Source organism: Rhizobium sp. H4 (assembly GCF_003013335.1).
Taxonomy (GTDB): domain Bacteria; phylum Pseudomonadota; class Alphaproteobacteria; order Rhizobiales; family Rhizobiaceae; genus Rhizobium; species Rhizobium sophoriradicis.
The window spans coordinates 165,434-191,959 of record NZ_PSOW01000013.1 but is presented as its reverse complement, the minus strand read 5'-3'; the positions used below and the strand labels follow the sequence as shown (position 1 = coordinate 191,959).

Genomic DNA, 26,526 nt, shown 5'->3' with positions numbered 1-26,526 from the left:
GATCACTCCGCTGCTGTCGAGAAGGTGCGGCCGGATATGCCGGAATAGATCCCGCACATGGCCTGCGCCTGCGCCGCGAGGTTGAAGCGGGCAGATTGCCGGCGCGCCGCCAGGCCGAGCGCGACACGCCGTTGCGGATCCTCGGCAAGACTGTTGAAGGCCTCCGCGAAAGCGTTCGGATGCCGCGGATCCGCAAACAGGGCAGCGTCGTTCCAGATCTCGCGATAGGTTGGGATATCGGAGAGCACCAAAGCCGCGCCCGCCCTTGCCGCTTCCAGGGCCGCCAGACCGAAGGGCTCATAGAGGGAGGGTGACGCCACGACGGCCGCCTGCCGCATCAGGATCTTCGTCCGCTCATGGGAAAGCTCGCCTTGATGGTCGGCGTGGCGGAACGGCTGGTATTGATCATTGGGACCACCGTTGGCACCCACCGCCAGCACCCGCCAGCGTGTCAAGGCTGCGGCCGCATCCAGCGCGGCGCCGTTTTTTCCCTCATCCCACCAGCGGCCGGCGGCGAGAACGAAGTTCCGTTTGGGCTCATCGGAAGCAACGAGCGCGCTCGAATTGTAAACAACGTGAAGGTTCTGGATCGGTCCATAGGCCGCTTCCATCGCCTCCGCTTGGCTGCGACTCGGCGCAATTACAGCGTCTGCGCGGGCGAAGCCTGCCTGGTTCAGCCGATATTGCCATTGCCAGTTCCGCGGCACCTCGGTGCCGCGTACGGCGGCGAACCAGGTCACCACACAGGAATGGCACACCACAATTACCGGCAGCTCCGTTTGCAGGTCCGCGGCCTGCGACGGCAGATTGAGATGCAGAAGATCGGCCTTTTCGCGACGGGCGAGATCGGCGATGAGGCGCGGCACTTCGGCAACAGACTTTTCGTCCTGCACCATCCAATCGAGCGGAGCGTCCAGCCAGACGAGTTTCCCAAGCCGCCTAGCCTCGGCATTTTTTTCCTCCGCGGGCATGGGACCAAAGCCGGCGAAGACAACCTCGATATGCTTCGCCTTCAGGGCTGCCGCCAAATCCATGGCGTAACGCCAGACGCCACCAACGGCATCGAGCGTCATCATCACACGGCTGTGCCCGTTCTGTCCGGTCATGCCGACGCCTTCCGCTTTTCACTGCGGATGCGCCGACCGCCGAAACGATTGGCGATCAGCCATTCAGCAAGGTGTCGCAGACCGTCTCGCCATCCGACGCCCGCTTTCCAGCCGATCTCGGTTTCAAGTTTTCCGGTATTGGCAACGAAATAGAACTGATCGCCGGCCCGCCATGGGCCGAAATTCGTTTCAACAGAATATCCCGTAAGATCTTCGATCTCGCGCAGCACCGCGAGGACGCTGACCGCATTGGACGGGCCTCCTCCGAGGTTGAAGGCATTGCCGGCGAGCCGATCGATATTAGCGAGCAGCAGGCGGTAGGCGGCCACCGCATCATCCACATGCAGGATGTCCCGAACCTGCTTGCCGCTGCCGTAGACCGAAATGGCTTCGCCGCCAAGCGCACGGATGAGGAAATGCGCCACCCAGCCTTGGTCCTCGGTGCCGAATTGACGCGGTCCATAGATGCAGCTCATGCGCAGGACGGCAGCCGGTATGCCGTAGGACTTCGCATAGTCGAGGATATATTGGTCGGCGACACCCTTAGAGCACCCGTAGGGTGTGCAGAAATCAAGCGGCCGATTCTCGGCAATGCCTTGCGCCCGCACGATCTCATCTTCGGGGACATAGCGATCATCAAGCTCGACCATCCGCAGATCGTCCAGAGCACCATAAACCTTGTTGGTGCTTGCGAAGATGACCGGCGCCCGCCGGCCTGCCTTGCGGACGGATTCCAGCACGTTGAGCGTACCGCGGGCATTGGTTTCGAAATCTTGCAGCGGATCGGCGAGGCTGGTGGTCACGGCTGTCTGCGCGGCATAGTGGAAGACGGCTTTGGCATCCTTGAAGGCTGCTTCGATCCCCACCAGGTCGCGAACATCGGCAAGAACCGGATGCACCCGTGCTCCATGCCGTTCGATCAGCCATGAGAGGTTCTGATCGACGCCCGAACGTCCCAGATTGTCGAGAATGATGACGTCTTCACCGTCGTTCAACAGACTGTCGGCGAGATTGGACCCGACGAATCCGCTGCCGCCGGTCACGACAACAGGCGCGGCATCGGAGGCGAGATGGGGCGCAGCGAGCGCCGCGACCTCCTCCAGCCTGTTGATGCCTCCCTCCATCAGAAGGCGGGCAAGCAGCTTCGGCTTATTGTCGTGGGTGACTGCGCCGAGATGATAGTGCCGCGGATCGAACCACAGACCTTCCTGAACCGGCACATCCGGCGGCACATCGCCCCATGAATACCAATAGATGCGGTCGGCCCGGACGTTGAGCGCCTTGATGAAGCGCCGTGCCTGTTCGATCTCGTCATTGCGCCAGGTCGAATAGCCGGTTTCGGTAATCCATATTTCGGCTTCGGCATTATAGCGATCGATGATCCCGCGCATCTCGCCGAGATGCATGTCCCAACCGCCCCACGTTGCTTCCTCACTGTCCCAGGTCCCGGGGAAGCCGTGGAAGCCGACGGCATCGACGACACCGAGCACGCCGCGCGTGCCCATCAGGTTGAGCCAATAGGGATCGAAGGGGCACGGGCCGCCGAGCACCGGTTTGTAGCCTCGCTGCTTGGCCCAATAGGCGGCACCGCCGACCATCTCGCAGAAGAGCAGAAAATCGCTGTCCTGGCGCCAATCCCAATCGAGCAGATTGTTCGGTTCGTTCCAGAGCTCGATGTGGCGGAAATAGCCGCCGTAGCGCGTCAGGATATGATCGACGAAGTCGGCGTAGGATTTGAGATCGAGCGGCGCGCCTGAAGACTTCCCTGTCCTGGAAAGGCATGGCGGCGTGTAGTGGATGCAGGGCAGAAGATCGATTTCGCTGCCGACGCGTGGAATGAACCAGTCGAACCATTCCTGCCCGCCGGGCGCCAGATATTCGGCCCAGGATAGATGTGTCCTGAGATAACTCGCGCCGCTCGCCAGTATATCCGGCAGTAGGGTCTCGGTCCGCTCATGTTCTCCCGGTCGGAACCATTCGACGAATCCGAAGCGCCGAGTCTCCCGCTGGCTGGATGCTCGAGAGCCGGCCTTGTTCATGAAACCAGCCCCCGTTCTTCAAGTTGCCGCTTCATCTCGGCGCCACGGTCGATCGCTCCTGTCTGCCGGACCCAGTCGACGAAAGGAGCGAGCGAATTTTCGAGATGGTATTTGGGCTCGAAGCCGAGCAGTTCACGTGCCTTGGAGATATCGGCAAAGCAATTGCGTATGTCGCCGGAACGCGCCTTGTTCATGATATCGGGGGCGATCTCCGGCACGCCCATCGCGTCGGCAAGAAGCATTGCGACGTCGGCGATCGAATAGGCCAGGCCGCTGCCGATATTGATCACGTGGCCCGACGCCGCGGGCTTCTCCAGAGCCAGCCGGAAGGCCCTCGCCACGTCGCGCACATGGACGAAATCGCGCCGCTGCTTGCCATCCTCGAAGATCATCGGCGGCTGCCGGTTGGCGAGGCGCGAGCCGAAATTTGCGAGCACGCCGGTATAGGGGTTGGAAAGGGCCTGGCCGGCGCCGAACACGTTGAAAAGACGCAGTGCGACGGCATCCAGGCCATAGGCCTCGCCGAAGATCAGGACCTGCTTTTCCTGGGCATATTTTGTCAAGGCGTAGATCGAAGCCAGATCGACCGGCTTCTCCTCGTCGGTGGCGACGGGCGTCAATCGCTCGTCATCCGGGCCGAGCGGATCCCATTGGCCACGCTTGATATGGTGGCTTCGCCGCCTGACATAGCCGAGCCGTCTGCCGTCCCCGGTCAGATAAAGCCCTTCTCCATAAACGCTCATGGAGGAAGCGACGACGATCTTTCGGACAGGCATGCCGATCATGGCTTCGAGCAGCACCGCCGTTCCGAGGTCGTTGCAGCCGACGTAGCGGGCAATTTCATACATTGATTGTCCGACGCCGACTTCGGCGGCAAGATGAATGACGCCATCGACATTCGCGAGCGCCGCGCGCACCGCGTCCTTGTCCCTGACGTCGCCGCGAATGACCTCGGCACCCTCCGGCACGACAAGCTCGGCGTCGGCATGCACTTGGTCGATCAAGGCATCGAGGACGCGCACCTCATAGCCGCTTTGCAGAAGTTCTTCAGCAACATGGCGGCCGATGAAGCCGCACCCTCCTGTTATCAAGATCGTCATTATTGGATCCGTCCGGTTGAAGAAATTGCTTCGGAGATAGCGGCCGAACCGAGCGTGGATAGAAAAGTTCCTGCATCAATGACATCTTTATTGACTTCATCATCTTTGACTTCTTTGACCTCCATCGGGAACTCTTCGCGAGCCTCACGGGTTCGATGGACGCCACCTTGGAGGACATCTCATGAACATTGCGGCGAGGCCCGCGGGCGAGCTGATGCGGGCGGCAATCGTGACCGGTCCCGGACATGTTTCGGTCGAGACTCGTGCCCTGCCGGAACCGGGGCCGGGCCAAGTGAGGGTGAGACTGGAAGGCTGTGGCGTCTGCGCTTCGAACCTCACGCCCTGGGCCGGGCCGGAGTGGATGACGTTTCCGACCGAGGCAGGCGGTCTCGGCCACGAGGGCTGGGGTGTCGTGGACGCCATAGGCGACGGCGTCACCGACCTGCAAAAGGGAGACCGGGTCGCGGCGCTATCCTATCATGCCTACGCCACGCACGACCTCGCGGATGCCTCGATGGTTGCCGTGCTGCCAAGGGAATTGGATGGTCAGCCGATTCCGGGGGAGCCGCTTGGATGCGCCATGAACATCTTCGGCCGCAGCAATATCGAAAGCGGCCAGACCGTCGCGATCATCGGCGTTGGTTTTATTGGCGCCCTCCTGACCCGGCTCGCCGCGGCAGCGGGAGCAAGGGTGATCGCCATCTCTCGGCGGTCCTATTCACTCGAGGTAGCAAAAAGGATGGGCGCTGCCGAGGTCATCCCGATGGACGATCACTGGCGCATCATCGAGGACGTCAGGACGCTGACGGACGGATGTTTCTGCGACTGCGTCATCGAAGCTGTAGGCAAACAATGGCCGCTCGACCTGGCGGGCGAGCTTGCCAAGGAGCGGGGCCGGCTTGTGATCGCCGGCTATCACCAGGACGGCCCTCGCCAGGTGAACATGCAGCTTTGGAACTGGCGCGGGCTCGATGTCATCAACGCTCACGAGCGTGATCCCGCTGTCTATATGAGGGGCATTCGCGAGGCGATAGAAGCGGTGCGCCAAGGCAGGATCGACCCCCAGCCGCTCTATACGCACATCTATCCCCTGGAGCGGCTGGGCGAGGCACTGAATACCACACGCGACCGTCCTGACGGTTTCCTGAAAGCCTTGGTGCAATATTGATGAATGAGCTGGTTTCGGCACAGACGGCGACCGCCCTCAAACAGGTGAAGCTCGGTTTTCTCGGCGTCGGTTGGATCGGCCGGCAGCGCATGAAAGCGGTGCTCGACAGCGGTTTTGCAGAGGCCGTCGCCATTGCCGACCCGTCGACCGAGATGATGAGCGAGGCCTGTGCCCTTGCACCCGATGCCGTGATCGCCGCCGATCTGGAGGAGCTGCTCGATCAGCAGCTCGACGGCATAGTCATTGCCACGCCGAGCGCCAGCCATGCCGCGCAGTCCATCCGCGCGCTCGAGGCAGGGGTTGCCGTCTTTTGCCAGAAGCCGCTCGGGCGAACGGCATCGGAAGTCAGGGCTGTCGTCGATGCCTCCAGGGCGGCGAACAGATTGCTTGGGGTCGACCTTTCCTATCGCCATACGGAAGGCATGCGGCAGATCCGTGAGCTCATCCGCTCCGGTGCACTTGGAAAGGTATTCGCGGCGGACCTGACTTTCCATAACGCCTATGGTCCCGACAAGGCCTGGTTCTACGACAAGACACTGTCCGGCGGCGGCTGCCTTATCGATCTCGGGGTTCATCTGATCGACCTCGTCTTATGGTGTCTCGATTTCCCATCCGTCGCGACCGTCACGAGCGAGTTGAGAGCCGGCGGAAACCGCCTCGGGGAAAGCCGCTCCGTCGAGGACTTTGCCGCGGCGACTCTCACACTCTCCGGCGGTCAAGTGGTGCGCGTGACTTCGTCCTGGCGACTTCAGGCCGGCTGCGACGCCGTGATCGGCGCCGATTTCTTCGGAACGGAAGGAGGCGCCTCATTCAGAAATGTCGACGGATCGTTCTATGACTTCACCGCTGCAAAGCTATCCGGCACGTCCCGCCAAACCCTGGCCGAGCCGCCAGAGGAATGGGGCGGACGAGCCGCCGTCGATTGGGTGAGGAGACTAGCCCGAGGTCAGCGCCACCATCCTGCCGCTCAAGAGTTCGTCGCGGTCGCGGAGGTGATCGACCGCATCTACCAGCAGGCGGATACGATCTCATGAACCAGTGATAAGGCCGTAGAAGACGATCGTCGCATAGAGGATGAATGCAACCACGCCGACCGTGCCGACCAGGATGAGTGCAATTCTCCCAGCATTGAGCCTGGTGCGTTTGCCTGCCGAAGAAGATGATGGTCGCTGAACAGGATCTTTATCCCCGTCGCTCATCGTGCCTGCTCCGTAGCCGGCGTGGGTGATTTCTCATCGGGTTCATGTGTCGTCAGCACGAAAGCCAGAGCAATCAGACAAGCGATGAGAAAGATAGTGATGACGAATATCATCATTCGCCATGGCGGCCTTTCATCGTCGAAGCCTGAGCCCGAGGCGGAAGGACCGACTTCCTCACCTCGGTCACGGCGCGCCCCTTTGCGGAAGATCGATCTGTTCATCGAGCTCGTCCTTGCGATTGTCGAACCGATCGCGCAACAGCGAAGCTTTCGTGCGTTTGATTTCCTCGTCCGTCAGCTCAACCATGCGGCCGCTGTCGTCGGGAATATCCGGGCCGCTTCCGGCAATGGTTTCGTTCCTCGGTCTGTCGTTCGCGCCGGTCGATATCTTCGCTCGTCTGTCCATGACATCCTCCAATCAGCATCCGGGGCCTTCTGGAGACGCGGCACGCGTCTCATGGTCCAAACGACACGGAGATAGCGAAGTTCCGGGCTAATCGGGCGGGCATGACAAACAGCTCTCACGTCAAGGCCGCCGCCTTCAGCGACAGGCCGGAACATTGAACCGCTCCAGGTGTTGCTTTGCGTATCAAACACAGGAATCGACGATGACCGTGCGAACAGCCGGAAAGGGCAGAGACAATGATGTGCTGATCAAGGCAAAGGCGGTCCCGCAGCTCATCGATCCCGCCGCCGAGCCGTTCGTCACCGAAGTCGTTGAGGAGCTCGTCAAATCCCGCATTCCTTTTCTCGTCGCCGGCACCTACGCCGTCTGCGCCTACACCGGCATCTCCCGCCAGACGAAGGATTTCGACATATTTTGCAAGGCCGGCGACTATGCGCGCATCTTGGGCCACTTCAAATCGAAGGGCTATACGGTCGAAGTCGAAGACGAACGCTGGCTCGGGAAAGTGCTGAAGGGCCACCACTTCTTCGACGTCATCTTTGCTTCATCCAACGGAACCATGCCGGTCGGCGACGACTGGTTCGAGGATGCGCGAAAGGTCGAAATGTGCGGTCACACGGTCAGGATCGTCAGCCCGACCGAGCTGGTCTGGTCGAAATGCTTTGTCCAGCTGCGACATCGCTACGATGGTGCCGATGTCGCGCATGTCATCTTGAAGGCACATGATGCCATCGACTGGCGTAAGCTGCTCGCTTATCTCGAAGTCCATTGGGAGGTGCTTCTCATCCACATTCTCAATTTTAGATGGATCTACCCGACCGAGCGGGACAAGATTCCGCGGTGGCTGCTGGAGGAGCTTCTGGACCGGCTGAAGGCACAGCAGGAATTGCCACTGCCGCAAATGAAAATATGCCGCGGACGGATGTATTCCCGCGTCGATTTCGAGATCGACGTGAAGGAATGGGGTTTTGCCGATGTCGGTGGCGAAGGTGAACTCAGAGGCGATTAGGAGAAATGCGATGGATGATCAGCGAAAGAGCGTGAAGGTTGCGGCAGTGGCCGACCTGCATATGACTGAGGACGGCGCAAAATCCTACAAGGATCTGTTTGCCGAAATCTCACTGGTCGCCGATGTCCTGGTCATTGCCGGCGACCTGACCGATCTCGGCCGGCCGAAGGAGGCCGAATTGCTCGCCATCGATCTTAGGCATTGCACGGTGCCGACGGTCGCCGTCCTCGGCAATCACGACCATGAAAGCGGTCAGGTCGAGGACATCTGCAAAATTCTGACCGATGCCGGCGTGAAATTGCTGAACGGCCATGCAGCCGAGATCGCCGGTGTCGGTTTCGTTGGCGTCAAGGGTTTTGCCGGCGGCTTCGGGCGCCATATGCTCGGTTCCTTCGGCGAAACCGCCATCAAGGCGATGGTCGCCGAGAGCGTCGAGGAATCGATGCGGCTGGAAAACGCGATGCGGCAGGTGCGTTCCGATCGCTCCCTCGTCGTGCTGCACTATGCCCCGATCGCCGAAACCGTTGCAGGTGAGCCGTTGGAAATCTATCCCTTTCTGGGCTCCTCGCGGCTTGCGGAAACCATCGACCGGTTTCGCGTGAACGCCGTCGTGCACGGCCATGCCCATCGCGGATCCTATGAGGGCCGCACACCGGGCGGCGCCCCGGTCTACAATGTCGCGGCCCATGTCGAGAAGCCGACCGGCAAAGCTTACGCCTTACTCGAGCTTTGACGGCGGTCAACCGAGGGCGGCGGCTATTTGTTGGTCCGTCCGCGGCGGCGCGGGTCGACACCGCCCTGGGTAGTCGTATCGTTGGCGGCATCGCCTTCGACAGTATTTTCGGCCTGCATCGCCTCGTCCTCAGGTGGAGATACGATGCCGCGGGAGCGGCCGATACCTGGGTCGTTCGACAGGTCGAGGTCGCTTGGTTTGCTGGTCTTTGCGTGTTTGGGCGAAGTCATGATTTGCTCCTTCGTGATGGAAGCTTTGTGGTTCGAGCCGGACGCTGCGGCGGATTTGCCGTGCTTGCATCCTCAGGACGAACTCGTACCGCGAGCCTCTGTTCCGAACTCCTCGGGGCCCGATCGGGAGCCGCGAACAACGGGAACATTTCGCAGAAGCTGAGGTTGGAGCGCCATCGACGAGCGCCGAGGAGAAAAAACGTGAGAGCTCTGACCTGGCACGGCAAGCATGATATCCGCTGCGAGAGCGTGCCCGATCCTAGGATTGAAGACGGCCGGGATGCCATCATCAAGGTCACTGCCTGCGCGATCTGCGGGTCCGATCTGCATCTTTATGACGGTGTCATGCCGGAAATGCACAGCGGCGACGTCATGGGCCACGAGACCATGGGCGAGGTCGTGGAGGTCGGCAGAGACAACACCAAACTCAAGGTCGGCGATCGCGTCGTTGTCCCCTTCACAATTTCCTGTGGCGAATGTTTTTTCTGCAAACGCGGTCTTTATTCGGGCTGCGAGCGCTCCAACCCGGATCGCTCGAAAGTCACGAAGATGTGGGGCAATTCGCCGGCCGGACTGTTCGGCTATTCGCATCTACTCGGCGGTTATGCCGGCGGACAGGCGGAATATCTGCGCGTGCCCTACGCCGATGTCGGTCCGATCAAGGTGCCGGACGGGCTCTCCGACGATCAGGTGCTTTTCCTTTCGGACATTTTCCCGACCGGCTACATGGCCGCGGAGTTCTGCAATATTCAGCCTGGCGATACGATCGCGATCTGGGGCTGCGGCCCGGTCGGTCAGATGGCGATCCGCTCCGCCTTCCTGCTCGGCGCCGAAAGGGTAATCGCCATCGATGCGGTGCCCGAGCGGCTTGCGCTTGCACAAGCTGCCGGAGCGATCACACTCGATTTCATGGACAAGGATGTCTACGACCAGATCATGGATTTGACCGATGGGCGCGGCGCAGATGCCTGCATCGACGCGGTGGGAACCGAGGCCGAGGCAGCCGCCAGTTGGGATTCGCGCCTCGACCGCATCAAGGTCGCAATGTTCATGGGAACCGACCGACCGCATGTGCTGCGTCAGGCGATCCATTGCTGCCGCAACTTCGGTACGGTTTCGATCGTCGGGGTCTATGGCGGCTTTCTCGACAAGATCCCGATGGGCTCGGCCATCAATCGCGGCCTGACCTTCAGGATGGCCCAGACACCGGTCCAGCATTACTTGCCGATACTGATGGAACGTATCGAGAAAGGAGACATCGATCCGTCCTTCGTCATTACCCATCGCGGCTCGCTGGAAGACGGGCCTTCCCTCTACAAAACGTTCCGCGACAAGCAGGACGGATGCATCAAGGTCGTCCTCAAACCCTGAAGGAGCAGCATGATGGCTGATAATGAAGGAGGCAAGGGCCTCGCCGTCGTCACCGGCGCCTCCACTGGCATCGGCTACGAACTGGCGAAATGCGCGGCCCAGGATGGTTATGATCTCATCATCGCCGCCAACGAGGAGCGCATCAATCAGGCCGCAGCCCACCTCAAGGAGTTCGGCACCGCGGTGGAGGCCGTTGAGGCCGACCTGTCGACAACTCAAGGCGTAGATCGGCTTGTGGAACGGATCACCGCCAGCGGCCGGTCGGTGGACCTGTTGATGGCCAATGCGGGACGCGGGCTCGGCAAGGCCTTCCTCGACCAGGATTTCGCTGAGGCGCGCAAGGTCGTCGAAACCAACATTACCGGAACGATCCACTTGATCCATGCCGTCGGCAACCAGATGCGCAGCCGCGCCGAGGGACGTATCCTGCTGACAGGTTCGATCGCCGGCTTCATGCCGGGCTCTTACCAGGCCGTCTATAACGCCACCAAGGCTTTCATCAACAGCTTCTCTTTCGCCTTACGCGAGGAATTGAAGGATTGCGGCGTAACCGTCAGTTGCCTCATGCCCGGAGCAACGGAAACCGAGTTCTTCAAGCGGGCAGGTCTTTTGGATACGGCGATCGGCCAGTCGAAAAAGGATGACGCAGGCGAAGTCGCACGCATCGGATATGACGCGATGATGGACGGCGAAGGCGATGTCGTCAGCGGCTGGAAGAACAAGCTCCAGGCCGCCGTTGCCAACGTCACGCCGGCGAGCGTGCTCGCCCACCAGCATTCGAAGATGGCGGAGCCGGGCTCTGGTCGCAAATGACAACGGCCCTCGGCAGGAACGCGGCGATCGATCGCCGCGTGAGGGCGTTCAGTCACGCTCGACGAATTTGTTGAAGCGGCTTGTCTTCCCGTCTTTGGTCTTATCCTGGTAGAGAAAGGCAAGTTTGTTTTCGTCGAAGATCTTGAAGAATTCGTCCCAGCCGATCTCGTCGAATTCCTCTTCCTTCTCTCCGAAATCGATGCGCAGGACGCCGCCTTTGCCGCCGGTTCGGATAGCAGCCGGCCTGCCTTCCCTGTCCTCCGCCCATTTGCGGATCTTCTTGTGGTCCGTCGTCGTCTCAGAGCTGCTCATCTATACCTCCGTCTATTCTTTTGCATTGCGCAAACCCGTCACAGTCACAGGAGCGGCTGTCTTTGCTTCCACTCGCGATACGGTGCCAGCAGTCGGCCGGGATAGCGCCGTTCGATTTCGCTTTCGGTCAGAGCGATGCGGGACAGAACCTCCTCCATTGCGTCTTGGTCGGCTCTGTCGCTCGCTTTTTCCAGCTCATTCATGGTTTCGAACAACTCGTCATCCGTCATCGCTTCCAGGCGGTTGGCGAGATCTTCGACCGGTTCGCTCATCAGGGGATTGGTGGACATTGGCGCCTCTTGCTGATGGCTGTCCAACTTCGCTCTTCACACTAAGTTCCCCGGACGACACGAACGAAAGGTCCTCATGCTGGCGGCGGCTCTTCCCGATATAACCGCCAGGGAACCGTGGCCACAGTCAGCCGCGGCCCCCCAAGCTTGACGAGTTTTGTCCGTAGCCGCCCTGCCCTGTTCATGTGCAGAAGCTTCTGCCACCATCTATCTTTGACGGTTTCGGGAATGAGAACCGCGACACGCCTTTCCGGGCTGTCCGCATCCAGCTTTTCGACCAGCCGCAGAAGCGGTTGGTGCAATTGCCGATAGGGAGCAGGGATGAGCATGAGCCGCGGCGGTCTCAAACCCAATGCGGCGATCGGCTCTTCGACGTCGATGCGCCATTTCTCGCGGAGCGCCTTTTCGCCCTCCTCCCGATCAGGTCCGCCAAGACGGATGAAATGAACCGCAACGACATCAGGCGAGATGGTCAGGGCAAATTTAATGGCGCGTTCGCTCAGTCTGTTCCATGCTTCGGTTATAACGAGAACCGTCGGCGGCTCGATATCTTCGAGGGTGATCGGACCCGGCTTCCGCAGTTCGCGTTGAAGCGAGATATAGTAGCTCTTGATCATCTTCAAAACGGCTATGGCTACGGGAACAGCAACCAGGGTGATCCATGCACCCTCGGCAAATTTTGCGATCAGAATGATGACTAGCGCTGCTGCAGTCGAAACCGCGCCGACCGCATTTATCGCGAGCTTTGCGCCATACCGCCTGGACCGGCGGCGCCAATGCTGGGTCATACCGGCTTGAGAGATCGTGAACGTCAAAAAGGCCCCGATCGCGAAGAGGGGTATCAGATTGTCGGTAATCCCTCCGAAGGCGATAAGAAGTAGCGCGGCGAAGCCGGAGAGAAAGAGGATGCCCGCGGTAAACACCAGCCGGCGCCCCGGCTGAGCAAAGGCCTTAGGAAGATAACCATCGGCGGCGACCATCTGGCAGAGCCGGGGAAAGCCGACAAAACTAGTATTGGCCGAAAGGCAAAGGATGCTCAGAAGGCTTGCCATGGCGATATAATAGAAGGCGCCGTGGCCGGCAATGGCGGCAAGCAGCTGCGACAGCACGCTCTGGTAGCCTTCTCTCGTCTGATCCATTGCACCGATCTCAAAGGCGGTGGCGATGGTCGCGACACCGCCAAGCAGCAAACCGAGAACAACGACAATAATCGTAAGAGTGAAATAGGCGTTGCGCATGACGGGTTGCCTGAACGAGCCCATTCCGTTGGAAACAGCCTCAACGCCGGTCATAGCCGTGCAACCGCTGGCAAATGCATGCATGAGGAGCCACAGTGTTGCGCCTTGTGCCGCCGGGCCGAGCGGCGGCGGCGCGACGACCGGTGCCTTCTCCCCCAGGCCTAGTCCGACCAGCCCATAGGCGATCGCACCCAAAAAGCAGATGATGAAGAGATAGGTCGGCAGTGCGAACAGCCAGCCGGCCTCCCCCGTCCCGCGCAAGTTGGCCAGCATGACGACGAAGACGATCGCGAGGCAGAGCGGCACGATGTAGGGGTGAAGGCTCGGTATTGCCGAGACAAGCGCCCCGACCCCCGCAGAAACGCCAACCGCGACATTCAGGACGTAATCGATCATCAACGCCGCGGCGGCAAGCAAGCTCGGATATTCCCCGAGATTTTCCTTCGCCACCACATAGGCGCCGCCGTTCGTCGGATAGGCCGCAAGCGTCTGCCTGTAGGAGAAATAGAGGATCGCCAGCAGAGCGACGATGCAGCCCATCACCGGGCCGATATAAACCAGGCCGAGCGCACCGAGTGGAATGAGAACGGTGAGCGCTGCTTCCGGGCCGTAGGAGGACGATCCCAGGCCATCGAGTCCAATCGCGGGCACGGCTTCGACCCAACCAATTTTCTTGTCTTCGTGCTCGCGGTTGGCAAGACGCCGACCGAACATGAGGGTGCTGAGGTTCAATTTCTATTCCTTATCCAGGCTGAGCGATAACCAACAACGGGAGACCGCCACGGTTCCCGAGGCAAAGTCATGGAAAGATGTGACCGAGAGGCAGGACGGCCGGGAGCGATCCTCCGACGCGCGCAAATCAATGCCGCTCTGACGGGCGCGGCGGTACGGTCGCCGGCGGAGACCACGGCTGAAACGAGCCTAAGCCATAGCCAGACCTGCGGTCCGGCTGCTTCGGAACAACCACCTGCTTTCGGCTGTTGTCTTCGAGAGTGGAGGTAATCCCATGGATATGACCCGCATCCGAGACCACATGGTAGAACATCACGTCGTGGGCCGCGGCATCCATGATCAAAACGTCACCAGGGCAATGCGCATGGTGCCGCGCGAAAAATTCGTCGATCCGGGCTTCGAGGAGTTCGCCTATGAGGATGCGCCCTTGGCGATCGGCGAGGGTCAGACAATCTCGCAGCCTTTCATCGTTGCCCTGATGATCGAAAAGGCCGATCTGGATGCGGGTGACAAGGTTCTCGAGGTCGGAACCGGTTCCGGATACGCCTCTGCCCTCATCAGCCGGATCGCGCGACACGTCTATTCCGTCGAGCGCCATGAACGGCTGGCGCTTCAGGCCAGAGAACGGTTTGAAAAGCTGGGCTATCGCAATATCGACGTCCGGGTGGGCGATGGCAGCAAAGGCTGGGCCAAAGCTGCTCCCTTCGATGCGATTATCGTTTCCGCTGGCGCACCCGAGGTGCCGGCCGCTCTGAAGGAGCAGCTGGATCTCGGCGGGCGGCTCATCATCCCGGTCGGCGGCGGCGAGGAACAGCGCCTGAAACGCATCACACGCACGGGGCCGGCCACCTTCGAGGAGGAAGATTTGGGCGGCGTGCTCTTCGTCCCGCTGATCGGCGAGGATGCCTGGACCGCGGCCCATCCAATGTACACCGCAACAGCCCTGTCGTCGCCCACGGAAGAAGTACCCAGCAAACTGATCTCGGCAGCGGCGGAAGAATTTTCATCGATCGAGGACAAGAGCTTTGCCACCCTTTTCGATCGATTTGCTGACAGCCGCATTGTTCTGCTTGGGGAATCCAGCCACGGCACAGCCGAATTTTATGAGACGCGGGCTGCCATCAGCCGGCATCTGATCGCACATCATGGGTTCAATCTGATTGCAGTCGAAGCGGATTGGCCGGACGCTTCCGCAATCGACCACTGGATCAATGGCCAGAGACCGACAGACGGCGAGCCATTCAGCCGTTTTCCCCGGTGGATGTGGCGGAATCTGGAGTTTTCGCGGTTCATCGGCTGGATGAAGGAGGAAAACGAACGGCGCAAGGCATCGCAAAAGGATCCGGTGCGGTTCTATGGCCTCGATCTCTACAACATGTCGGGGTCGATCCGCTCCGTCCTTCACTATCTCGAAAATGTCAGTCCGGAGACAGCCAAGATCGCCAGGGAGCGCTACGGCTGCCTCAGCCCCTGGCAGAGCAATCCCGCCACTTATGGTCGGGCCGTGCTGACCGAAGCTTACAGATCATGCGAGGATGCGGTGCTGAAGCAATGCACCGAACTTCTGGCCCGATCGCTGAATGACGCGGCCTCGGACAACGATGACTTTCTGAACGCCGTCCAGTCCGCAAGATTGCTCGCCGCCGCCGAACGATATTATCGCGTCATGTATTATGGCGGTGCCGAAGCCTGGAACCTGCGCGACTCTTATATGGCAGACACGGTCGAGCACCTTCTCGACTTTCACGGACCAGCGGCAAAGATCATCATCTGGGCTCACAACTCACATATCGGCGACGCCCGCTACACAGACATGGCAACCGCTCGCGACGAACTCAGCCTCGGTCAGCTGTGCCGGCAGCGTTTCGCCGGGATGACAAGCCTGATCGGACTGGGAACACATTGCGGCGAAGTGATCGCCGCCGACGATTGGGACGGGCGGCCGGAGAGGAAGCAACTCAACCCGTCGCTCCCGCAGAGCTACGAGCGCTTATGTCACGACGCCGCAAAGCCGCAATTTCTCCTCGACCTCAAGGCCGATGAGGAACTGCACGCAAGCCTGGTCGAACAGCGACTTCAGCGCTTCATCGGGGTGATCTACAGGCCGGAATCCGAACGGCTGAGCCACTACATGTCGACATCCCTGTCGCGGCAGTACGACGCCTTCATCTGGTTCGACGAAACGCACGCGCTGTCACCGCTTGTCGCTCAGCAGTCCGGGAAGGGCGATCAGGAAACCTTCCCTTACGGTTTCTAGGCCCGGCACCTCCATCGAAGCAGCCGAGATCAGTCTCACGTGCGAAGCCGGGAACTCTCGGCGCATCCGCAAGTTTAGCGGATCACCAACCCAGGAGATCAGTATGAAACGCTTTGTTATCGCTTCGCTCGCCCTTTCGCTTGCCGTTCCTGCTTTCGCGCAATCGGCGGCTGAGAAGAGCGGCGTCAATTCCCTGATGGGCGTGCCGCCAAAGACGGAGGATTTTGTCAAGGAGGCGGCGGCAAGCGACATGTTCGAAATCGCCTCCAGCAAGCTCGCGGTCGAACGCGGCGATGAAGCGACAAAAGCCTTTGCGCAGCAAATGCTGACCGAGCACCAGAAAACCAGCGAGGAACTAAAGGCGCTGGTATCGGGCGGCAAGGTCAAAGCGACCCTTCCGGACGCAATGACCTCGGATCAGCAAAGCATGCTCGACAAGCTGAACGGCCTCAAGGGCGACGATTTCAACAAGCAATATCACGCGGATCAGGAAGCAGCCCACGAAGACGCGGTCGATCTCTTCAAGCGCTACGGCGACGAAGGCGATAATCCGGAACTGAAGGCGTGGGCGGCAAGCACGCGGCCTGCGCTGGAACACCATCTCCAGATGGCCGAAGAACTTAATAAATAGCCGGAAGACCCCATGGCCCAAGGCAACGAGGATCGGCCGGAGGCGTTGAGAACCCAGGAAGAGGCGGAAGATATGCACGAATATGTCAGGTATTCCGCAGGCGCCGTCCCGGCCGGCTCGCTGATCGTCAAGCTCTATCGATCGGGGAACCAGATCAGAGGATATGTCCGCAAGGTCGCAGATACGGATCAGGACGATACGATCTTTCCCGGCGAGGAAATGGAACCTGAGGCAGCGTTCAAGCTGGCGGAAAACCATCGCGGCAACGCCCCCATCTTCGTCGATCTTGTCGAAGGCGTTGCGTGGGATCCGTCCTGGGGCCGCCTCAGGCAATAGCAACCGACCGGCGGAGCGATCATCAGCCCAGCGACGAGCTTATCGGCCTGCGCCCCATCTCCTCGACTGGCCGGAATTCGGCACGCGGACTGTCATTTAATCGTTGACAGGTGTCAGCTAAACACTTACACATCGACGATGATTAAGTCGTTCAGAAGCAAAGCTCTTGCAGATCTTTTCGAGATCGGCAAAACCGCAAAGATCGACGCCAAGCTGCAGAAGCGCATTCTGATCCGACTTGACCGCTTGGAACAAGCCGAAAAGCCAGACGACATGAACCTGCCTGGGTTCGATTTCCATGCCCTCAAGGGTCACAATCCCACCCGGTATACCGTTCATGTCAACGGCCCCTGGTGCATCACATTCGAATTCGATGGCAACGATGCCGCCCGAGTCGATTTCGAGCAGTATCATTGAGGCGGCTCGGACTGGGGACTGACATCCGATGCCCGTGTATGAAACTACGAGGCCGACAACCCGCTGCCCCTCCCACCCTGGGGCACTGCTTGAGGACATCATCCCGGCAACTGGAAAGACCAAGGTGGACATCGCCAAGCTGCTCGGTATCTCGCGTCAGCAACTCTACGATATTCTGAACGAGAAGAAGCCGGTGTCGCCCAATGTCGCTGCCCGACTCGGGAAATTGTTCGGTGACGGCCCTGCAATTTGGCTGCGCATGCAGGCCGCATATGATGCCTGGCACGCCGAACGCGAAGTTGACGTCTCAGGCATCCCGACGATCCGGGCAGCCTGAGCAAAGGCGCGCTTGTCTTCCGGGAGATGCACGCTCAGAAGGACAGGTCGAGCACCCTGCCCTCGAACAACCGGTCCCTCGAGCCCTCGAGATGCGCCTTCATCAGCCGTTGCGCGTCGTCGGCCCGGCCGTCGGCGATCGCCTTGTAGATGGCGTTATGCTCTTCATAGACCTGTTCGAGCCCCTGACGAGGGCCGAGCAAAGAGAGGCCGTGCAGATGCATGCCGACGGCGATATGGGCTTTCAGCGCATCGATCGAGGCGGTGTAATAATGGTTGTTGGCAGCCTCCGTCACCGCGCGATGGAAGATGAAATCGGCATCGGTGCGGTGAAGCTGGTGGCTTGTCGCCTCGCGCAAATCGGCAAGCGCATTGGCGATCTTCTGGATCGCCTGCTCATTGCGGCGCTTGGCGGCGAAATAGGCGGCGGCCGGCTCGATCGTCAGGCGGAATTCGTAGCAGCGCTGAATATCGGCAATGGTCTTAACAGGCGAATAGGCAAGCTGGGCCGTCGGCGATCCATGCGCACTGACGAAGGTGCCTGCCCCCTGGCGGGCATAGACGATGCCCTGGTCGCGCAGGCGCGCGAGCGCATCGCGGACGATCGGTCGGGAAACACCGAGCATCGAGGCAAGTTCGTGTTCGCCGGGAAGGCGGGAATCCGGCGGATAGTTTCCGCCGCGGATCCGCTCGAGCAGCTGGTCGAAGACGCGATCGACCAGCTTGACGGCCTTGCCGCGTTCGGGCTTGCCCGGCGGGCCGGCTTCCGCGTTCAAAGATTCGCCATTTGCTTCAGTCACGTCATTCTCCCCGACGGTATCTTATGCCGCCTGATTCCGAAGAACCAGCTTTAACAAACTATCCGGCTTACCGAAGCCCCCCGATTTGACGGCACACCGAAAAGGCCGCCCGCCGTTGGCCGTCACATCGAACCACGGAATACCCGCTTCGATTTCGCCCTTCGGCGTGAGCACCTTCACCTCAAGCGCATGCAGGATTGCCAGCGCCGTATCGCCGCCGCCGACCATCAGCATATCGGGCCGCGTATCGTCGATCACCCTTTTGACACCTGCCGCAAAGTCACCGGCGACGAGGGCCGCATCGGCCGCCATGTCGCCGGTACAGCGCAGCAGCACCGGCAACGCCAGGCCCTCGCCGCATTCGATCTGCCCCATCGGCGCGTCCACGACCATGCGCAAGGCGCCGGAGGTTTCGAGCCGGTTCATCTGGGCTGACGTGATCGGATCGCGCGAACCGAAGGCAAACAGCGTGCGCGGGGTCGGCGTAAATTCCGTCACCGGCCGCCGCCCGGCTTCGCCGAGCCGGCGGGCGAAGGCCGCACCGAGGCCGCGCGCACCGACGCCGAGCGTCGTCAGCCAGACATGACCCGCGACGATCTGATCGAGATCGGCATCGTCCGCGGCGTCGGCAACGATGACATTGTCCGAGCGGCTCTCGAACAGATCGGCGATCGGCAGCGGCTTGTTGACGCCGCGGCCGACGACACAGCCACGGTAGGTCAGGCGCTCCTGGTCGGGAATGGCGGGCGCTACGAGGATATCCTTCAGGCCGAGCGCATCCGCAAGCACCAGGCTTTCCGCCGCGACATTTCCCTTCAGCCGGGAGTCGATTTTCTTCATGACGACGGCAGGCTTCACGTCGCGAAACACCTTCGCCGCCGATCGGACCTTTTCGGCGGCATCGCGCTCGCCAAGTGCGCGCGAGGCGGTATTGACGACGACGACATCGCAGCCGGTGGCGATCGCCTCCTGCGCCGCTCCGACATCGACGGCGACTGCGACCGAGAGGCCGGCCGCAACGAAGGGGGTGCCGGTATCGAGCGCCCCCGTCAGATCGTCGGCGATGATCGCGGCCTTCAGCGTCATGCGATCTCTTCCGTATTAACCGCGTGGCAGGCGACGAGATGGCCGGGCTTGGCTTCTTTCCAGACGGGTATGACCTTGCTGCAGACATCCATGGCGATCGGGCAGCGCGTGTGAAAACGGCAGCCGGATGGGGGGTTCAGCGGGCTCGGCACATCGCCCTGCAGGATCTGGCGCTGGCGGGTGCGCTCATGTTCCGGATCGGTCTCGGGAACGGCCGACAGCAGCGCCCTGGTATAGGGATGCAGTGGATTGTCGAAGAGCTCCTCGCGGGTCGCAAGCTCGGCGAGCCGCCCGAGATACATGACGCCGACGCGGGTGCTGATATGGCGCACCACCGCGAGGTCATGGGCGATGAAGAGATAGGTCAGGCCGTATTTCTCCTGCAGATCGAGCAGCAGGTTGATGATCTGCGCCTGGATCGACACGTCAAGCGCCGAGATCGCCTCGTCGCAGACGATGAATTTCGGCTGGCAGGCGAGCGCCCGGGCGATGACGACGCGCTGGCGCTGGCCGCCGGAAAGCTCGTGCGGATAACGCTGGGCAAACCGTGTGGGCAGGCCGACATCGGTGAGCAGCGCCGCGACCTTGTCCTTCAGCTCGGCCTTGGTGCAAAGCTTGTGAAAGAGGATCGGCTCGCCGATCGCCTCGCCCACGGTCATGCGCGGATTGAGGGTCGAATAGGGATCCTGGAAGACGATCTGCAGGTCGCGGCGGAACGGCCGCATCTGCTTCTCGTCGAGCGTGGCGAGATCCTGTCCCTTGTAGACGACCCTGCCGCTGGTCGCCTTGTAGAGGTTGAGGATGGTGAAGCCGGTCGTCGATTTGCCGCAGCCGGATTCACCGACGAGGCTCAGCGTCTCGCCTTCCATGATGTCGAGATCGACATTGTCGAGGGCATAGACGGTGGCCGAGCGTTCGCCGAAGGCACCGAGCTTGACGTGGAAATGCTTGACCAGGTTTTCGACCTTGAGCAGCGGTTGCGCAGCCATCACGCGGCCTCCTGCATTCTCTGGACGACGAAACAGGCGGCGCGATGGTTGCTGCTGCCGCTCAAGGGTTCGAGCCGCGGCACCTTCTCGTGGCAGATCGCCTCGACGAGGGGGCAGCGCGGCGCAAATGGGCAGCCCTTTGGCCGGCGGCCGGGCTCCGGCGGCGTGCCGCCGATCGAGCTCAACCGGCTTGCCGGTGGATCGGAGAGCTTGGGGATCGAGGAGAGCAGGCCGCGCGTATAGGGATGGCTCGGGCGGGCATAGAGTTCGTCAACCGGCGCATCCTCGACGACCGTGCCGGCATAGAGCACGGCAACGCGGTCGACGAGGCCGGCGATCAATGCCAGATCATGGGTGATCCAGACGACCGACATGCCGAGCTTGGCGCGCAGATCCTTCACCAGATCGACGATCTGGGCCTGGATGGTGACGTCGAGCGCCGTCGTCGGCTCGTCGGCGATCAGGAGCTTCGGGTTGCAGGCAAGGCCGATCGCGATCATCACGCGCTGGCGCATGCCGCCTGATAGTTCATGCGGAAAGGCCTGCAGCCGCTCTTCCGGGCCGGGAATGCCGACGAGGCGCAGAAGCTCGACGGCGCGGGCGCGAGCCTCCGCCTTTTTCATTTTACGATGATAGATCAGCGGTTCGCAGATCTGGTCGCCGACACGCATGACCGGATTGAGCGACGTCATCGGATCCTGGAAGACGAAGCCGATATCGCCGCCGCGCACCTTGCGCAGCTCGGCATTCGACATCGTCTGCAGGTCGCGGCCGGCGAAGGTGGCCGTTCCCTTGGCGACCTTGATCTTGTTCGGCAGGAGCCGCATCAGGCTCAGCATGGTAAGGCTCTTGCCGCAGCCGGATTCGCCGACGACGCCGAGCGTCTCGCCCTTGTCGACATGGAGGTCGATGCCGTCGACGACGACGGCCGGGCCGTTGCGTCCGTCGATCTCGACGGTGAGGCCCCTGACATCGAGCAGGCGTTCTCTGTTTTGGGTGTCCATCATTTACTGCCCCGCGGATTGAGCGCGTCATTGAGGCCGTCGCCGAGGAAGCTGAAGGCAACCGAGGCAAGGCCGAGCACGGCCGCCGGAGCGGCGAGAAGATGCGGATAATGCTGCCAGACGCGAAGGCCGTCCGAGATCATGTTGCCCCAGCTCGGCGTTGGCGGATTGACCCCGACCCCAAGGAAGCTGAAGGCGCTTTCCAGCACCATCGCCGTGCCGAGACCGGCGCTGACCGAAACGATCAGCGGCCCGAGCGCATTCGGCACCACATAACGCTTGATGATGACCCAATTCGACAGGCCGAGCGCCTGGGCGGCGGTGATATAGGGTCGGCTGCGGATCGACAGCACCTGGGCGCGCACCAGGCGCGCGTAAGGCGGCCAGGAGATCAGCGCCATCGACCCGAAGACGAGGATGAAATCCACCCAGATCGTCTGGCGGTAGAAGGGATTGAGGGTCTCGAGGTAGCGCGCCTCCATCCAGCGGGTGATCGGCGACTTTAGCGAGGCGTTGATGACGACGACGAGCAGCAGGTTGGGCACCGACATCGTCACGTCGGTCAGCCACATGATGGCGCGGTCGAAGGGATTGCCGAAGAAGCCGGCGACGGCGCCGAGCGTCAGGCCGATCAGCACCGCGAAGAAGGTGACGATGACGGCAACGAGGAAAGCGGTCCGCGTGCCGAAGACCACGCGGCTGAAGACGTCGCGGCCGAGGTCGTCGGTTCCGAAGAGGTGGCTAATCGACGGCAGCGCATTGCGGGCGTTGAGATCCTGGCTGAGATAATCATAGGGCGTGAGATACGGCCCGAAGATCGCGGTGAATGCGAGGAGCAGCACGACAACGAGGCCGAATACCGCAAGCTTGTTGCGCTTCAGCCGATGCCAGGCGTCGCGCCAGAGGCTGACCGGCGGTTCCTCGATCGTTTCAGGGGTGGAAAGAGGGATTGCGGACACGGTCAGCGGCTCCTTCTTGAATCATTGGCGCGGGGGTCGAGCAGCGGATACAGCACATCCACCAGCAAGTTCGACACCATCACCAGGAACGATCCGATCAGAGTGATCGCCAGGATGACCGGGTAGTCGGAATTGATCAGCGCCTGCACCGTCAACCGGCCGAGGCCCGGCAGACCGAAGACGAGTTCGACGAAGATCGCGCCGTTGACGATGGTGATCATGATCAGGCCGAGCTGCGTCACCACAGGCGTCAGCACCGGCCGCAGGATATGGCGCAGCGCCACGATAATCTCGGGCACGCCCTTGGCGCGGGCGGTGCGAACGAAATCCTCCGACAGCACCTCGATGACGGCAGCACGGGTCTGGCGCACGATCAGCGCGATCGGCTGGAAGGAAAGCACGAGCAGCGGCAGCAGGATGCGGACATCGAAGACGCCGCCCCAGCCATAAGGCACGCTTGCGCCCGGCAAGAGCACGATCAGGCCGACCATCAGCAAGGGACCTGCGACATAGGCCGGGATCGCCCAGAGGAAGAGCGCCGAGCCCAGAATGGCGTAGTCGAGGCGCGAATTCTGGTTCAGCGCTGCGATCATGCCGAGCGGAATTGCGACGAGGGCTGTCAGGATGATGGCGCAGAGGGCAAGCTGGAACGAGACCGGGGCGGCAGCCGAGACCATCGCCCAGACGGCGCGGCCCGATGTCAGCGAATTGCCGAACTGGCCGTGCAGCAGGTTCCAGATGTAAAGGCCGAACTGTTCGATGAAGGGCCTGTTGAGGCCAGCACTTTCACGGATGGCTTCGATGCGCTGCGGATTATAGGCGACGTCACCAGGCGCGCGCAGGAAGATGAGCTTGATCGGATCGCCGGCGCCGTAGAAAGCCAGCGCGTAGACGGCCAGCATCACCACCAGAACGGACGGAATCCAGATGGCAAACCGTGTTAGCACGTAGCGCAGCAAGGCCACCTCCCACCTGTTGTGCAATGCGTTCCCGCCCTTTGCAGAAGCCCGGCGGTTCGCATCTCTTCTTCTTGAAACTTGCGCGAAGGCCTTGCGGCCCTCGCGCGCTCATTGTCAGAAACGATAGGCCCAATCAGCCGATGGAAATGTTCCAGGGCTCGGCGATCTGCCAGTCGAGGTTCTTCTCGAGTCCCTTCACCTCCTTGATGGCCCAGCGCGACATCGCCTGAGAATACCATGGAATGAAGGCCCAATCCTCGCGGAATGCCTTCTGGGCTTCCTGGGCGAGAGCAACGCGCTGCGGATCATCCGCGGCCTTGGTCGCCGCTTCGGCAAGGGCGCTGTCGACCTTGTCGTTCTTGTATCCGCCAAGCTTGTTCTGCGCGTTCGACGAGGTCGAGGCAATGCTGCCCGTGAGATAGGAGACGGCGTCCGGGACACGGGTGCCGACGTCGTCGCGGAAGATCTGAACCGAGTTCTGATCCGGACCGGCATAGGAGTCCTGCTGCGGCTTCATGTCGACGGCAGTGATGCCTAGGTTCTGACGCCACTGCTCGGCAATGAACTGGGCGGCGGCCTGAATGGCCGGCGCCGAAATGCCGACGAACAGGATCTTCGGCAGGCGCTCGGGCCCGCCATAGCTCGATTCGGCAAGCAGCTTCTTTGCGGCTGCCGGATCATAGGGAAAGGCCTCGAAGCCGGAATTGTCGGCGCCGGGAACCGAGTTGAGGATCTGGTCGGCCTTCTTGTGCGGCCCATCCGGATAGGACGCCTTGAACAGGCCGTCGCGGTCGACCGCCATGATCAGCGCCTGGCGGACCTTCGGATCGTCCATCGGCGCGCGGGAAATGTTGAACCAGAAGTGCTGGCTGGTCGGGATCAGCGGGCCTGCCGAGAATTCCGGGCCGAGATCCTGGATGATCGTCGAGGTGACGAGCTCGGTATGGGCGTTGAACTCGCCCGACTTGATCAGCGACGTCGCGGTGACATTATCCTCGATCGAGGTGATGTCGATGCGGGCAAGCTTCGGCTTCTGCCCAAAGAAGTTCTCATTCGGCTCGAAGGTGATCTTACCGGCATCGATATCGATGCTCGTCAGCTTGAAGGGGCCGGAGAAGACCGGCTTGTTCTCCGGCTTGTACCAATCGAAGATTTCCTCGCCGTCGCTGCCGCGCGACTGCGACGCCTTGGTGATCGGGGCGATGTGGTTGGCGAGCCGCATGAAGAAGATCGGATCGGCAGCAGCCAGCGTCACCACGACCGTGCCCTCGTCGGGTGTCGCGACACCGGTCAGCTCGTTGCCGGAGCCGGCGGCGATTTCCGCATAACCCTTGACCTTGCTCAGCACCTGGTCGGCGCGCTGGCTCTTGGTGTTCGGCATTGAGGCGACTTCCCACGATCCCTTGACGTCGGCCGAGGTGATCTTGCTGCCGTCGGAGAAGACGGCCTTGGGGTCGATCTTGAAGGTCCAGACTGTGTTGTCGGCGGATTCCCAGCTGGTGAAGACGTAGGGCTTGATATTGCCCTGACTGTCGAAATACATCGGCGAAGCCCACCAGATCGAGTTCCAGCGGAACGTTCTGCCACCGCCGCGCAGCGGCGACCAATCCTGGTCGAATGCCGGATGGGCGACTTTCAGTACCTGGCCTTCATCGGCCAGCACGATGCGGGCATTCATCCCGAACACCGTCAGCCCGACGCCGGCGGCAAGGCCGAGCTTCAGCGCGTTGCGGCGCGATAAATTGGTTTTATCCGATTGATCAAAAGACATGTCATTCCTCCCAGGTGAAATCGGCAGCGCTCTCCCTGCGCTGCCAGGCGCAGCACAATCCGTCGTCTATCGTTCTCTCGTTATTGTAAATATGTCAACAAAAATCCGCGATTTTCATTCGAACAAAATTTATCTTTCAAAAAATATGAAGAATTACAATCAGATAAATTTTCGCTTTCAGATTAATCCCTTTTGTCTTCTTGACAAAAGCGCCACAATGGAAAAGTTCTTAGCACTCCATCGCAGGCAGATGCATGACAATCGGGCGCAGTCGCGCGGTTCGGACACGGATCGGCAAGCCAGGGCGCACCGAAGGAGGAGAAATGAGCCATCACAGGATCACCGGCGTCTTCAGCGCGGCCGCAACGCCGCTGACGGCTGACAACACGCCGGATTTCGCGCTTTTCACCGACCATTGCCGGCAGCTGCTGGCCGAGGGATGTCATGGCGTAGCCCTGCTCGGCACGACCGGTGAGGCCAATTCCTTCTCCGGCAATGAGCGGCGCGCCATTCTGGAAGCGGCTGTGAAGGCCGGCATTCCGGCCGACAGGCTTTTGCCGGGCACCGGCGTCGTCGCCATTCCGGAGACCGTGGAACTGACACGGCACGCACTGTCGCTCGGCGTCACCAAAGTGGTGATGCTGCCACCCTTTTATTATAAGGGCGTCTCCGACGACGGCCTCTTCGCTGCCTATTCGCAAGTGCTGGAAAAGGTCGCGGATACGCGTCTGCGGGTCATTCTCTATCATATCCCGCAGATTTCGGGCATTCCGCTGTCCATTCCACTGATCGGCCGGCTGATTGCGGCATTTCCGGAAACCGTCGTCGGCATCAAGGAATCGGCGGGCGATTTCAACAACATGCAGGCAATTATCGCCGCTTATCCCGGATTTTCTGTCCTGGCCGGCGCCGATCCGCTGCTGCTACCACTGATGAAGGCCGGCGGCGCCGGCTGCATCACGGCCACTTCCAATCTGGTGGCGGATTCGCTCCGCACCGTTTACGACCATGTCCATGACGAGGCGCGCGCCGCCGATGTCGAGGCGGCGCAGGCGCGCATCAACGCCTATCGCACGCTTTCCAATTCCTACGTCCAGATCCCGACGATCAAGGCAATGGTCGGGCTGAAGACCGGGAATCCCGCCTGGAAGCGCACGCGCGCGCCGCTGATGCCGCTCGCCGAGGCGGATTATGCCGCACTCGCCAATAGCTACGCCAAATTGTCCTGAGGAGATC

At 61.1% G+C, this 26,526-nt stretch carries 30 protein-coding genes; 12 read left to right on the top strand and 18 right to left on the bottom strand.

The features are described 5' to 3' along the window. Window positions 1-2 precede the first annotated feature (2 nt). From C4N04_RS21045 to C4N04_RS32510, 4 genes are read right to left on the bottom strand one after another with little or no spacing between them, the layout of a single operon-like run. Complete coding sequence (locus C4N04_RS21045) at window positions 3-1,106, bottom strand: glycosyltransferase family 4 protein (protein ID WP_280954349.1); 1,104 nt, start codon at window positions 1,104-1,106, stop codon at window positions 3-5. Further along, window positions 1,103-3,145 (bottom strand): NAD-dependent epimerase/dehydratase family protein, encoded by a 2,043-nt coding sequence (locus C4N04_RS21040; protein WP_106796931.1) that lies wholly within the window; start codon window positions 3,143-3,145, stop codon window positions 1,103-1,105. The genes C4N04_RS21045 and C4N04_RS21040 overlap by 4 nt, the downstream gene beginning before the upstream one ends. After that, the gene (locus tag C4N04_RS21035) at window positions 3,142-4,245 is read right to left on the bottom strand and encodes an SDR family NAD(P)-dependent oxidoreductase (protein WP_183744415.1); all 1,104 of its coding nucleotides are present in this window, start codon (window positions 4,243-4,245) and stop codon (window positions 3,142-3,144) included. Before C4N04_RS21035 ends, C4N04_RS21040 begins: the two co-directional genes overlap by 4 nt. Continuing rightward, window positions 4,245-4,370, bottom strand: coding sequence for a hypothetical protein (locus C4N04_RS32510; protein WP_010054990.1), 126 nt, complete (start codon window positions 4,368-4,370; stop codon window positions 4,245-4,247). Before C4N04_RS32510 ends, C4N04_RS21035 begins: the two co-directional genes overlap by 1 nt. 56 nt (window positions 4,371-4,426) lie before the next feature. Here C4N04_RS32510 and C4N04_RS21030 point away from each other — a divergent pair, with 56 nt between their 5' ends. Both C4N04_RS21030 and C4N04_RS21025 read left to right on the top strand, forming a co-directional pair. Continuing rightward, on the top strand, window positions 4,427-5,413 hold the full coding sequence (locus C4N04_RS21030) for a zinc-binding dehydrogenase (RefSeq protein WP_106796929.1): 987 nt from the start codon (window positions 4,427-4,429) through the stop codon (window positions 5,411-5,413). After that, on the top strand, window positions 5,413-6,447 hold the full coding sequence (locus tag C4N04_RS21025; protein WP_106796928.1) for a Gfo/Idh/MocA family oxidoreductase: 1,035 nt from the start codon (window positions 5,413-5,415) through the stop codon (window positions 6,445-6,447). Before C4N04_RS21030 ends, C4N04_RS21025 begins: the two co-directional genes overlap by 1 nt. Here C4N04_RS21025 and C4N04_RS31900 read toward each other — a convergent pair. From C4N04_RS31900 to C4N04_RS21020, 3 genes are read right to left on the bottom strand one after another with little or no spacing between them, the layout of a single operon-like run. Next, window positions 6,442-6,612 (bottom strand): hypothetical protein, encoded by a 171-nt coding sequence (locus tag C4N04_RS31900; protein ID WP_010045800.1) that lies wholly within the window; start codon window positions 6,610-6,612, stop codon window positions 6,442-6,444. The two genes, C4N04_RS21025 and C4N04_RS31900, sit on opposite strands and share 6 nt — an antisense overlap. Beyond that, window positions 6,609-6,833 (bottom strand): hypothetical protein, encoded by a 225-nt coding sequence (locus tag C4N04_RS31615; protein WP_158775576.1) that lies wholly within the window; start codon window positions 6,831-6,833, stop codon window positions 6,609-6,611. Before C4N04_RS31615 ends, C4N04_RS31900 begins: the two co-directional genes overlap by 4 nt. Continuing rightward, window positions 6,796-7,017 carry a hypothetical protein gene (locus C4N04_RS21020; protein ID WP_106796927.1) on the bottom strand — a complete coding sequence of 74 codons (222 nt, stop codon included), beginning with the start codon at window positions 7,015-7,017 and terminating at the stop codon, window positions 6,796-6,798. The genes C4N04_RS31615 and C4N04_RS21020 overlap by 38 nt, the downstream gene beginning before the upstream one ends. A gap of 202 nt (window positions 7,018-7,219) precedes the next feature. Between C4N04_RS21020 and C4N04_RS21015 the strand changes: the two genes are divergently transcribed. Both C4N04_RS21015 and C4N04_RS21010 read left to right on the top strand, forming a co-directional pair. Continuing rightward, on the top strand, window positions 7,220-8,026 hold the full coding sequence (locus C4N04_RS21015; protein ID WP_040112862.1) for a nucleotidyltransferase family protein: 807 nt from the start codon (window positions 7,220-7,222) through the stop codon (window positions 8,024-8,026). Between the two features lie 10 nt (window positions 8,027-8,036). Further along, entirely contained in the window at window positions 8,037-8,759 is a 723-nt protein-coding gene (locus C4N04_RS21010) for a metallophosphoesterase (protein WP_096763292.1), read from the top strand. 23 nt (window positions 8,760-8,782) lie between these two features. Here the strand turns inward: C4N04_RS21010 and C4N04_RS21005 are convergent, their stop codons facing one another. Continuing rightward, the gene (locus C4N04_RS21005; protein WP_106796926.1) at window positions 8,783-8,989 is read right to left on the bottom strand and encodes a hypothetical protein; all 207 of its coding nucleotides are present in this window, start codon (window positions 8,987-8,989) and stop codon (window positions 8,783-8,785) included. A gap of 201 nt (window positions 8,990-9,190) precedes the next feature. On the opposite strand from C4N04_RS21005, the gene C4N04_RS21000 reads away from it, so the two are divergent. Further along, window positions 9,191-10,360 carry a zinc-dependent alcohol dehydrogenase gene (locus C4N04_RS21000; protein ID WP_040112859.1) on the top strand — a complete coding sequence of 390 codons (1,170 nt, stop codon included), beginning with the start codon at window positions 9,191-9,193 and terminating at the stop codon, window positions 10,358-10,360. Window positions 10,361-10,372: 12 nt separating this feature from the next. Then, entirely contained in the window at window positions 10,373-11,173 is an 801-nt protein-coding gene (locus C4N04_RS20995) for an SDR family NAD(P)-dependent oxidoreductase (RefSeq protein ID WP_106796925.1), read from the top strand. Between the two features lie 48 nt (window positions 11,174-11,221). On the opposite strand, the gene C4N04_RS20990 is transcribed toward C4N04_RS20995, so the two are convergent. The 3 genes from C4N04_RS20990 to C4N04_RS20980 all read right to left on the bottom strand — a co-directional run bounded on the left by C4N04_RS20990 (window position 11,222) and on the right by C4N04_RS20980 (window position 13,745). After that, window positions 11,222-11,485: a hypothetical protein gene (locus C4N04_RS20990; protein WP_010043920.1), complete on the bottom strand. Its 264-nt coding sequence runs from the start codon at window positions 11,483-11,485 to the stop codon at window positions 11,222-11,224. A gap of 44 nt (window positions 11,486-11,529) precedes the next feature. Further along, window positions 11,530-11,775 carry a hypothetical protein gene (locus C4N04_RS20985; protein ID WP_106796924.1) on the bottom strand — a complete coding sequence of 82 codons (246 nt, stop codon included), beginning with the start codon at window positions 11,773-11,775 and terminating at the stop codon, window positions 11,530-11,532. A 74-nt stretch (window positions 11,776-11,849) separates the two neighbouring features. After that, a complete protein-coding gene (locus tag C4N04_RS20980) occupies window positions 11,850-13,745 on the bottom strand; it encodes an APC family permease (protein WP_040112856.1) in 1,896 nt (631 codons plus the stop codon). A 274-nt stretch (window positions 13,746-14,019) separates the two neighbouring features. Here C4N04_RS20980 and C4N04_RS20975 point away from each other — a divergent pair, with 274 nt between their 5' ends. From C4N04_RS20975 to C4N04_RS20955, 5 genes are all read left to right on the top strand, one after another. After that, window positions 14,020-16,002, top strand: coding sequence for a protein-L-isoaspartate(D-aspartate) O-methyltransferase (locus C4N04_RS20975; RefSeq protein WP_106796923.1), 1,983 nt, complete (start codon window positions 14,020-14,022; stop codon window positions 16,000-16,002). A 103-nt stretch (window positions 16,003-16,105) separates the two neighbouring features. Next, entirely contained in the window at window positions 16,106-16,633 is a 528-nt protein-coding gene (locus C4N04_RS20970) for a DUF4142 domain-containing protein (protein ID WP_106796922.1), read from the top strand. Window positions 16,634-16,705: 72 nt separating this feature from the next. Further along, entirely contained in the window at window positions 16,706-16,969 is a 264-nt protein-coding gene (locus C4N04_RS20965; RefSeq protein WP_106796954.1) for a hypothetical protein, read from the top strand. A gap of 138 nt (window positions 16,970-17,107) precedes the next feature. Next, window positions 17,108-17,386, top strand: a complete 279-nt coding sequence (locus C4N04_RS20960) for a type II toxin-antitoxin system RelE/ParE family toxin (RefSeq protein WP_096763284.1) — start codon at window positions 17,108-17,110, stop codon at window positions 17,384-17,386. A gap of 28 nt (window positions 17,387-17,414) precedes the next feature. Continuing rightward, window positions 17,415-17,723, top strand: coding sequence for a HigA family addiction module antitoxin (locus tag C4N04_RS20955; RefSeq protein ID WP_106796921.1), 309 nt, complete (start codon window positions 17,415-17,417; stop codon window positions 17,721-17,723). A gap of 34 nt (window positions 17,724-17,757) precedes the next feature. Here C4N04_RS20955 and C4N04_RS20950 read toward each other — a convergent pair whose 3' ends face one another. From C4N04_RS20950 to C4N04_RS20920, 7 genes are all read right to left on the bottom strand, one after another. Further along, window positions 17,758-18,522, bottom strand: coding sequence for a FadR/GntR family transcriptional regulator (locus C4N04_RS20950; protein ID WP_040112853.1), 765 nt, complete (start codon window positions 18,520-18,522; stop codon window positions 17,758-17,760). A 21-nt stretch (window positions 18,523-18,543) separates the two neighbouring features. After that, entirely contained in the window at window positions 18,544-19,608 is a 1,065-nt protein-coding gene (locus tag C4N04_RS20945) for a four-carbon acid sugar kinase family protein (RefSeq protein ID WP_106796920.1), read from the bottom strand. Further along, entirely contained in the window at window positions 19,605-20,597 is a 993-nt protein-coding gene (locus C4N04_RS20940; RefSeq protein ID WP_096763281.1) for an oligopeptide/dipeptide ABC transporter ATP-binding protein, read from the bottom strand. The genes C4N04_RS20945 and C4N04_RS20940 overlap by 4 nt, the downstream gene beginning before the upstream one ends. Then, a complete protein-coding gene (locus tag C4N04_RS20935) occupies window positions 20,597-21,604 on the bottom strand; it encodes an ABC transporter ATP-binding protein (protein ID WP_096763280.1) in 1,008 nt (335 codons plus the stop codon). Before C4N04_RS20935 ends, C4N04_RS20940 begins: the two co-directional genes overlap by 1 nt. Continuing rightward, a complete protein-coding gene (locus tag C4N04_RS20930; RefSeq protein WP_040112849.1) occupies window positions 21,601-22,560 on the bottom strand; it encodes an ABC transporter permease in 960 nt (319 codons plus the stop codon). The genes C4N04_RS20935 and C4N04_RS20930 overlap by 4 nt, the downstream gene beginning before the upstream one ends. Window positions 22,561-22,562: 2 nt before the next feature. Continuing rightward, window positions 22,563-23,519, bottom strand: coding sequence for an ABC transporter permease (locus tag C4N04_RS20925; protein ID WP_085739127.1), 957 nt, complete (start codon window positions 23,517-23,519; stop codon window positions 22,563-22,565). A 133-nt stretch (window positions 23,520-23,652) separates the two neighbouring features. Beyond that, window positions 23,653-25,290, bottom strand: a complete 1,638-nt coding sequence (locus C4N04_RS20920) for an ABC transporter substrate-binding protein (protein WP_106796919.1) — start codon at window positions 25,288-25,290, stop codon at window positions 23,653-23,655. 323 nt (window positions 25,291-25,613) lie between these two features. Here C4N04_RS20920 and C4N04_RS20915 point away from each other — a divergent pair, with 323 nt between their 5' ends. Beyond that, window positions 25,614-26,519, top strand: coding sequence for a dihydrodipicolinate synthase family protein (locus C4N04_RS20915; RefSeq protein WP_106796918.1), 906 nt, complete (start codon window positions 25,614-25,616; stop codon window positions 26,517-26,519). The last annotated feature ends 7 nt before the right edge of the window (window positions 26,520-26,526 follow it).

Coding starts and splice junctions, on each gene's coding strand:
- C4N04_RS21045 (WP_280954349.1), bottom strand. CDS start 1,106: ATGACCGGACAGAACGGGCACAGCCGTGTGATGATGACGCTCGATGCC.
- C4N04_RS21040 (WP_106796931.1), bottom strand. CDS start 3,145: ATGAACAAGGCCGGCTCTCGAGCATCCAGCCAGCGGGAGACTCGGCGC.
- C4N04_RS21035 (WP_183744415.1), bottom strand. CDS start 4,245: ATGACGATCTTGATAACAGGAGGGTGCGGCTTCATCGGCCGCCATGTT.
- C4N04_RS32510 (WP_010054990.1), bottom strand. CDS start 4,370: ATGGAGGTCAAAGAAGTCAAAGATGATGAAGTCAATAAAGATGTCATT.
- C4N04_RS21030 (WP_106796929.1), top strand. CDS start 4,427: ATGAACATTGCGGCGAGGCCCGCGGGCGAGCTGATGCGGGCGGCAATC.
- C4N04_RS21025 (WP_106796928.1), top strand. CDS start 5,413: ATGAATGAGCTGGTTTCGGCACAGACGGCGACCGCCCTCAAACAGGTG.
- C4N04_RS31900 (WP_010045800.1), bottom strand. CDS start 6,612: ATGAGCGACGGGGATAAAGATCCTGTTCAGCGACCATCATCTTCTTCG.
- C4N04_RS31615 (WP_158775576.1), bottom strand. CDS start 6,833: ATGAACAGATCGATCTTCCGCAAAGGGGCGCGCCGTGACCGAGGTGAG.
- C4N04_RS21020 (WP_106796927.1), bottom strand. CDS start 7,017: ATGGACAGACGAGCGAAGATATCGACCGGCGCGAACGACAGACCGAGG.
- C4N04_RS21015 (WP_040112862.1), top strand. CDS start 7,220: ATGACCGTGCGAACAGCCGGAAAGGGCAGAGACAATGATGTGCTGATC.
- C4N04_RS21010 (WP_096763292.1), top strand. CDS start 8,037: ATGGATGATCAGCGAAAGAGCGTGAAGGTTGCGGCAGTGGCCGACCTG.
- C4N04_RS21005 (WP_106796926.1), bottom strand. CDS start 8,989: ATGACTTCGCCCAAACACGCAAAGACCAGCAAACCAAGCGACCTCGAC.
- C4N04_RS20995 (WP_106796925.1), top strand. CDS start 10,373: ATGGCTGATAATGAAGGAGGCAAGGGCCTCGCCGTCGTCACCGGCGCC.
- C4N04_RS20990 (WP_010043920.1), bottom strand. CDS start 11,485: ATGAGCAGCTCTGAGACGACGACGGACCACAAGAAGATCCGCAAATGG.
- C4N04_RS20985 (WP_106796924.1), bottom strand. CDS start 11,775: ATGTCCACCAATCCCCTGATGAGCGAACCGGTCGAAGATCTCGCCAAC.
- C4N04_RS20975 (WP_106796923.1), top strand. CDS start 14,020: ATGGATATGACCCGCATCCGAGACCACATGGTAGAACATCACGTCGTG.
- C4N04_RS20970 (WP_106796922.1), top strand. CDS start 16,106: ATGAAACGCTTTGTTATCGCTTCGCTCGCCCTTTCGCTTGCCGTTCCT.
- C4N04_RS20965 (WP_106796954.1), top strand. CDS start 16,706: ATGCACGAATATGTCAGGTATTCCGCAGGCGCCGTCCCGGCCGGCTCG.
- C4N04_RS20960 (WP_096763284.1), top strand. CDS start 17,108: ATGATTAAGTCGTTCAGAAGCAAAGCTCTTGCAGATCTTTTCGAGATC.
- C4N04_RS20955 (WP_106796921.1), top strand. CDS start 17,415: ATGCCCGTGTATGAAACTACGAGGCCGACAACCCGCTGCCCCTCCCAC.
- C4N04_RS20945 (WP_106796920.1), bottom strand. CDS start 19,608: ATGACGCTGAAGGCCGCGATCATCGCCGACGATCTGACGGGGGCGCTC.
- C4N04_RS20940 (WP_096763281.1), bottom strand. CDS start 20,597: ATGGCTGCGCAACCGCTGCTCAAGGTCGAAAACCTGGTCAAGCATTTC.
- C4N04_RS20935 (WP_096763280.1), bottom strand. CDS start 21,604: ATGATGGACACCCAAAACAGAGAACGCCTGCTCGATGTCAGGGGCCTC.
- C4N04_RS20920 (WP_106796919.1), bottom strand. CDS start 25,290: ATGTCTTTTGATCAATCGGATAAAACCAATTTATCGCGCCGCAACGCG.
- C4N04_RS20915 (WP_106796918.1), top strand. CDS start 25,614: ATGAGCCATCACAGGATCACCGGCGTCTTCAGCGCGGCCGCAACGCCG.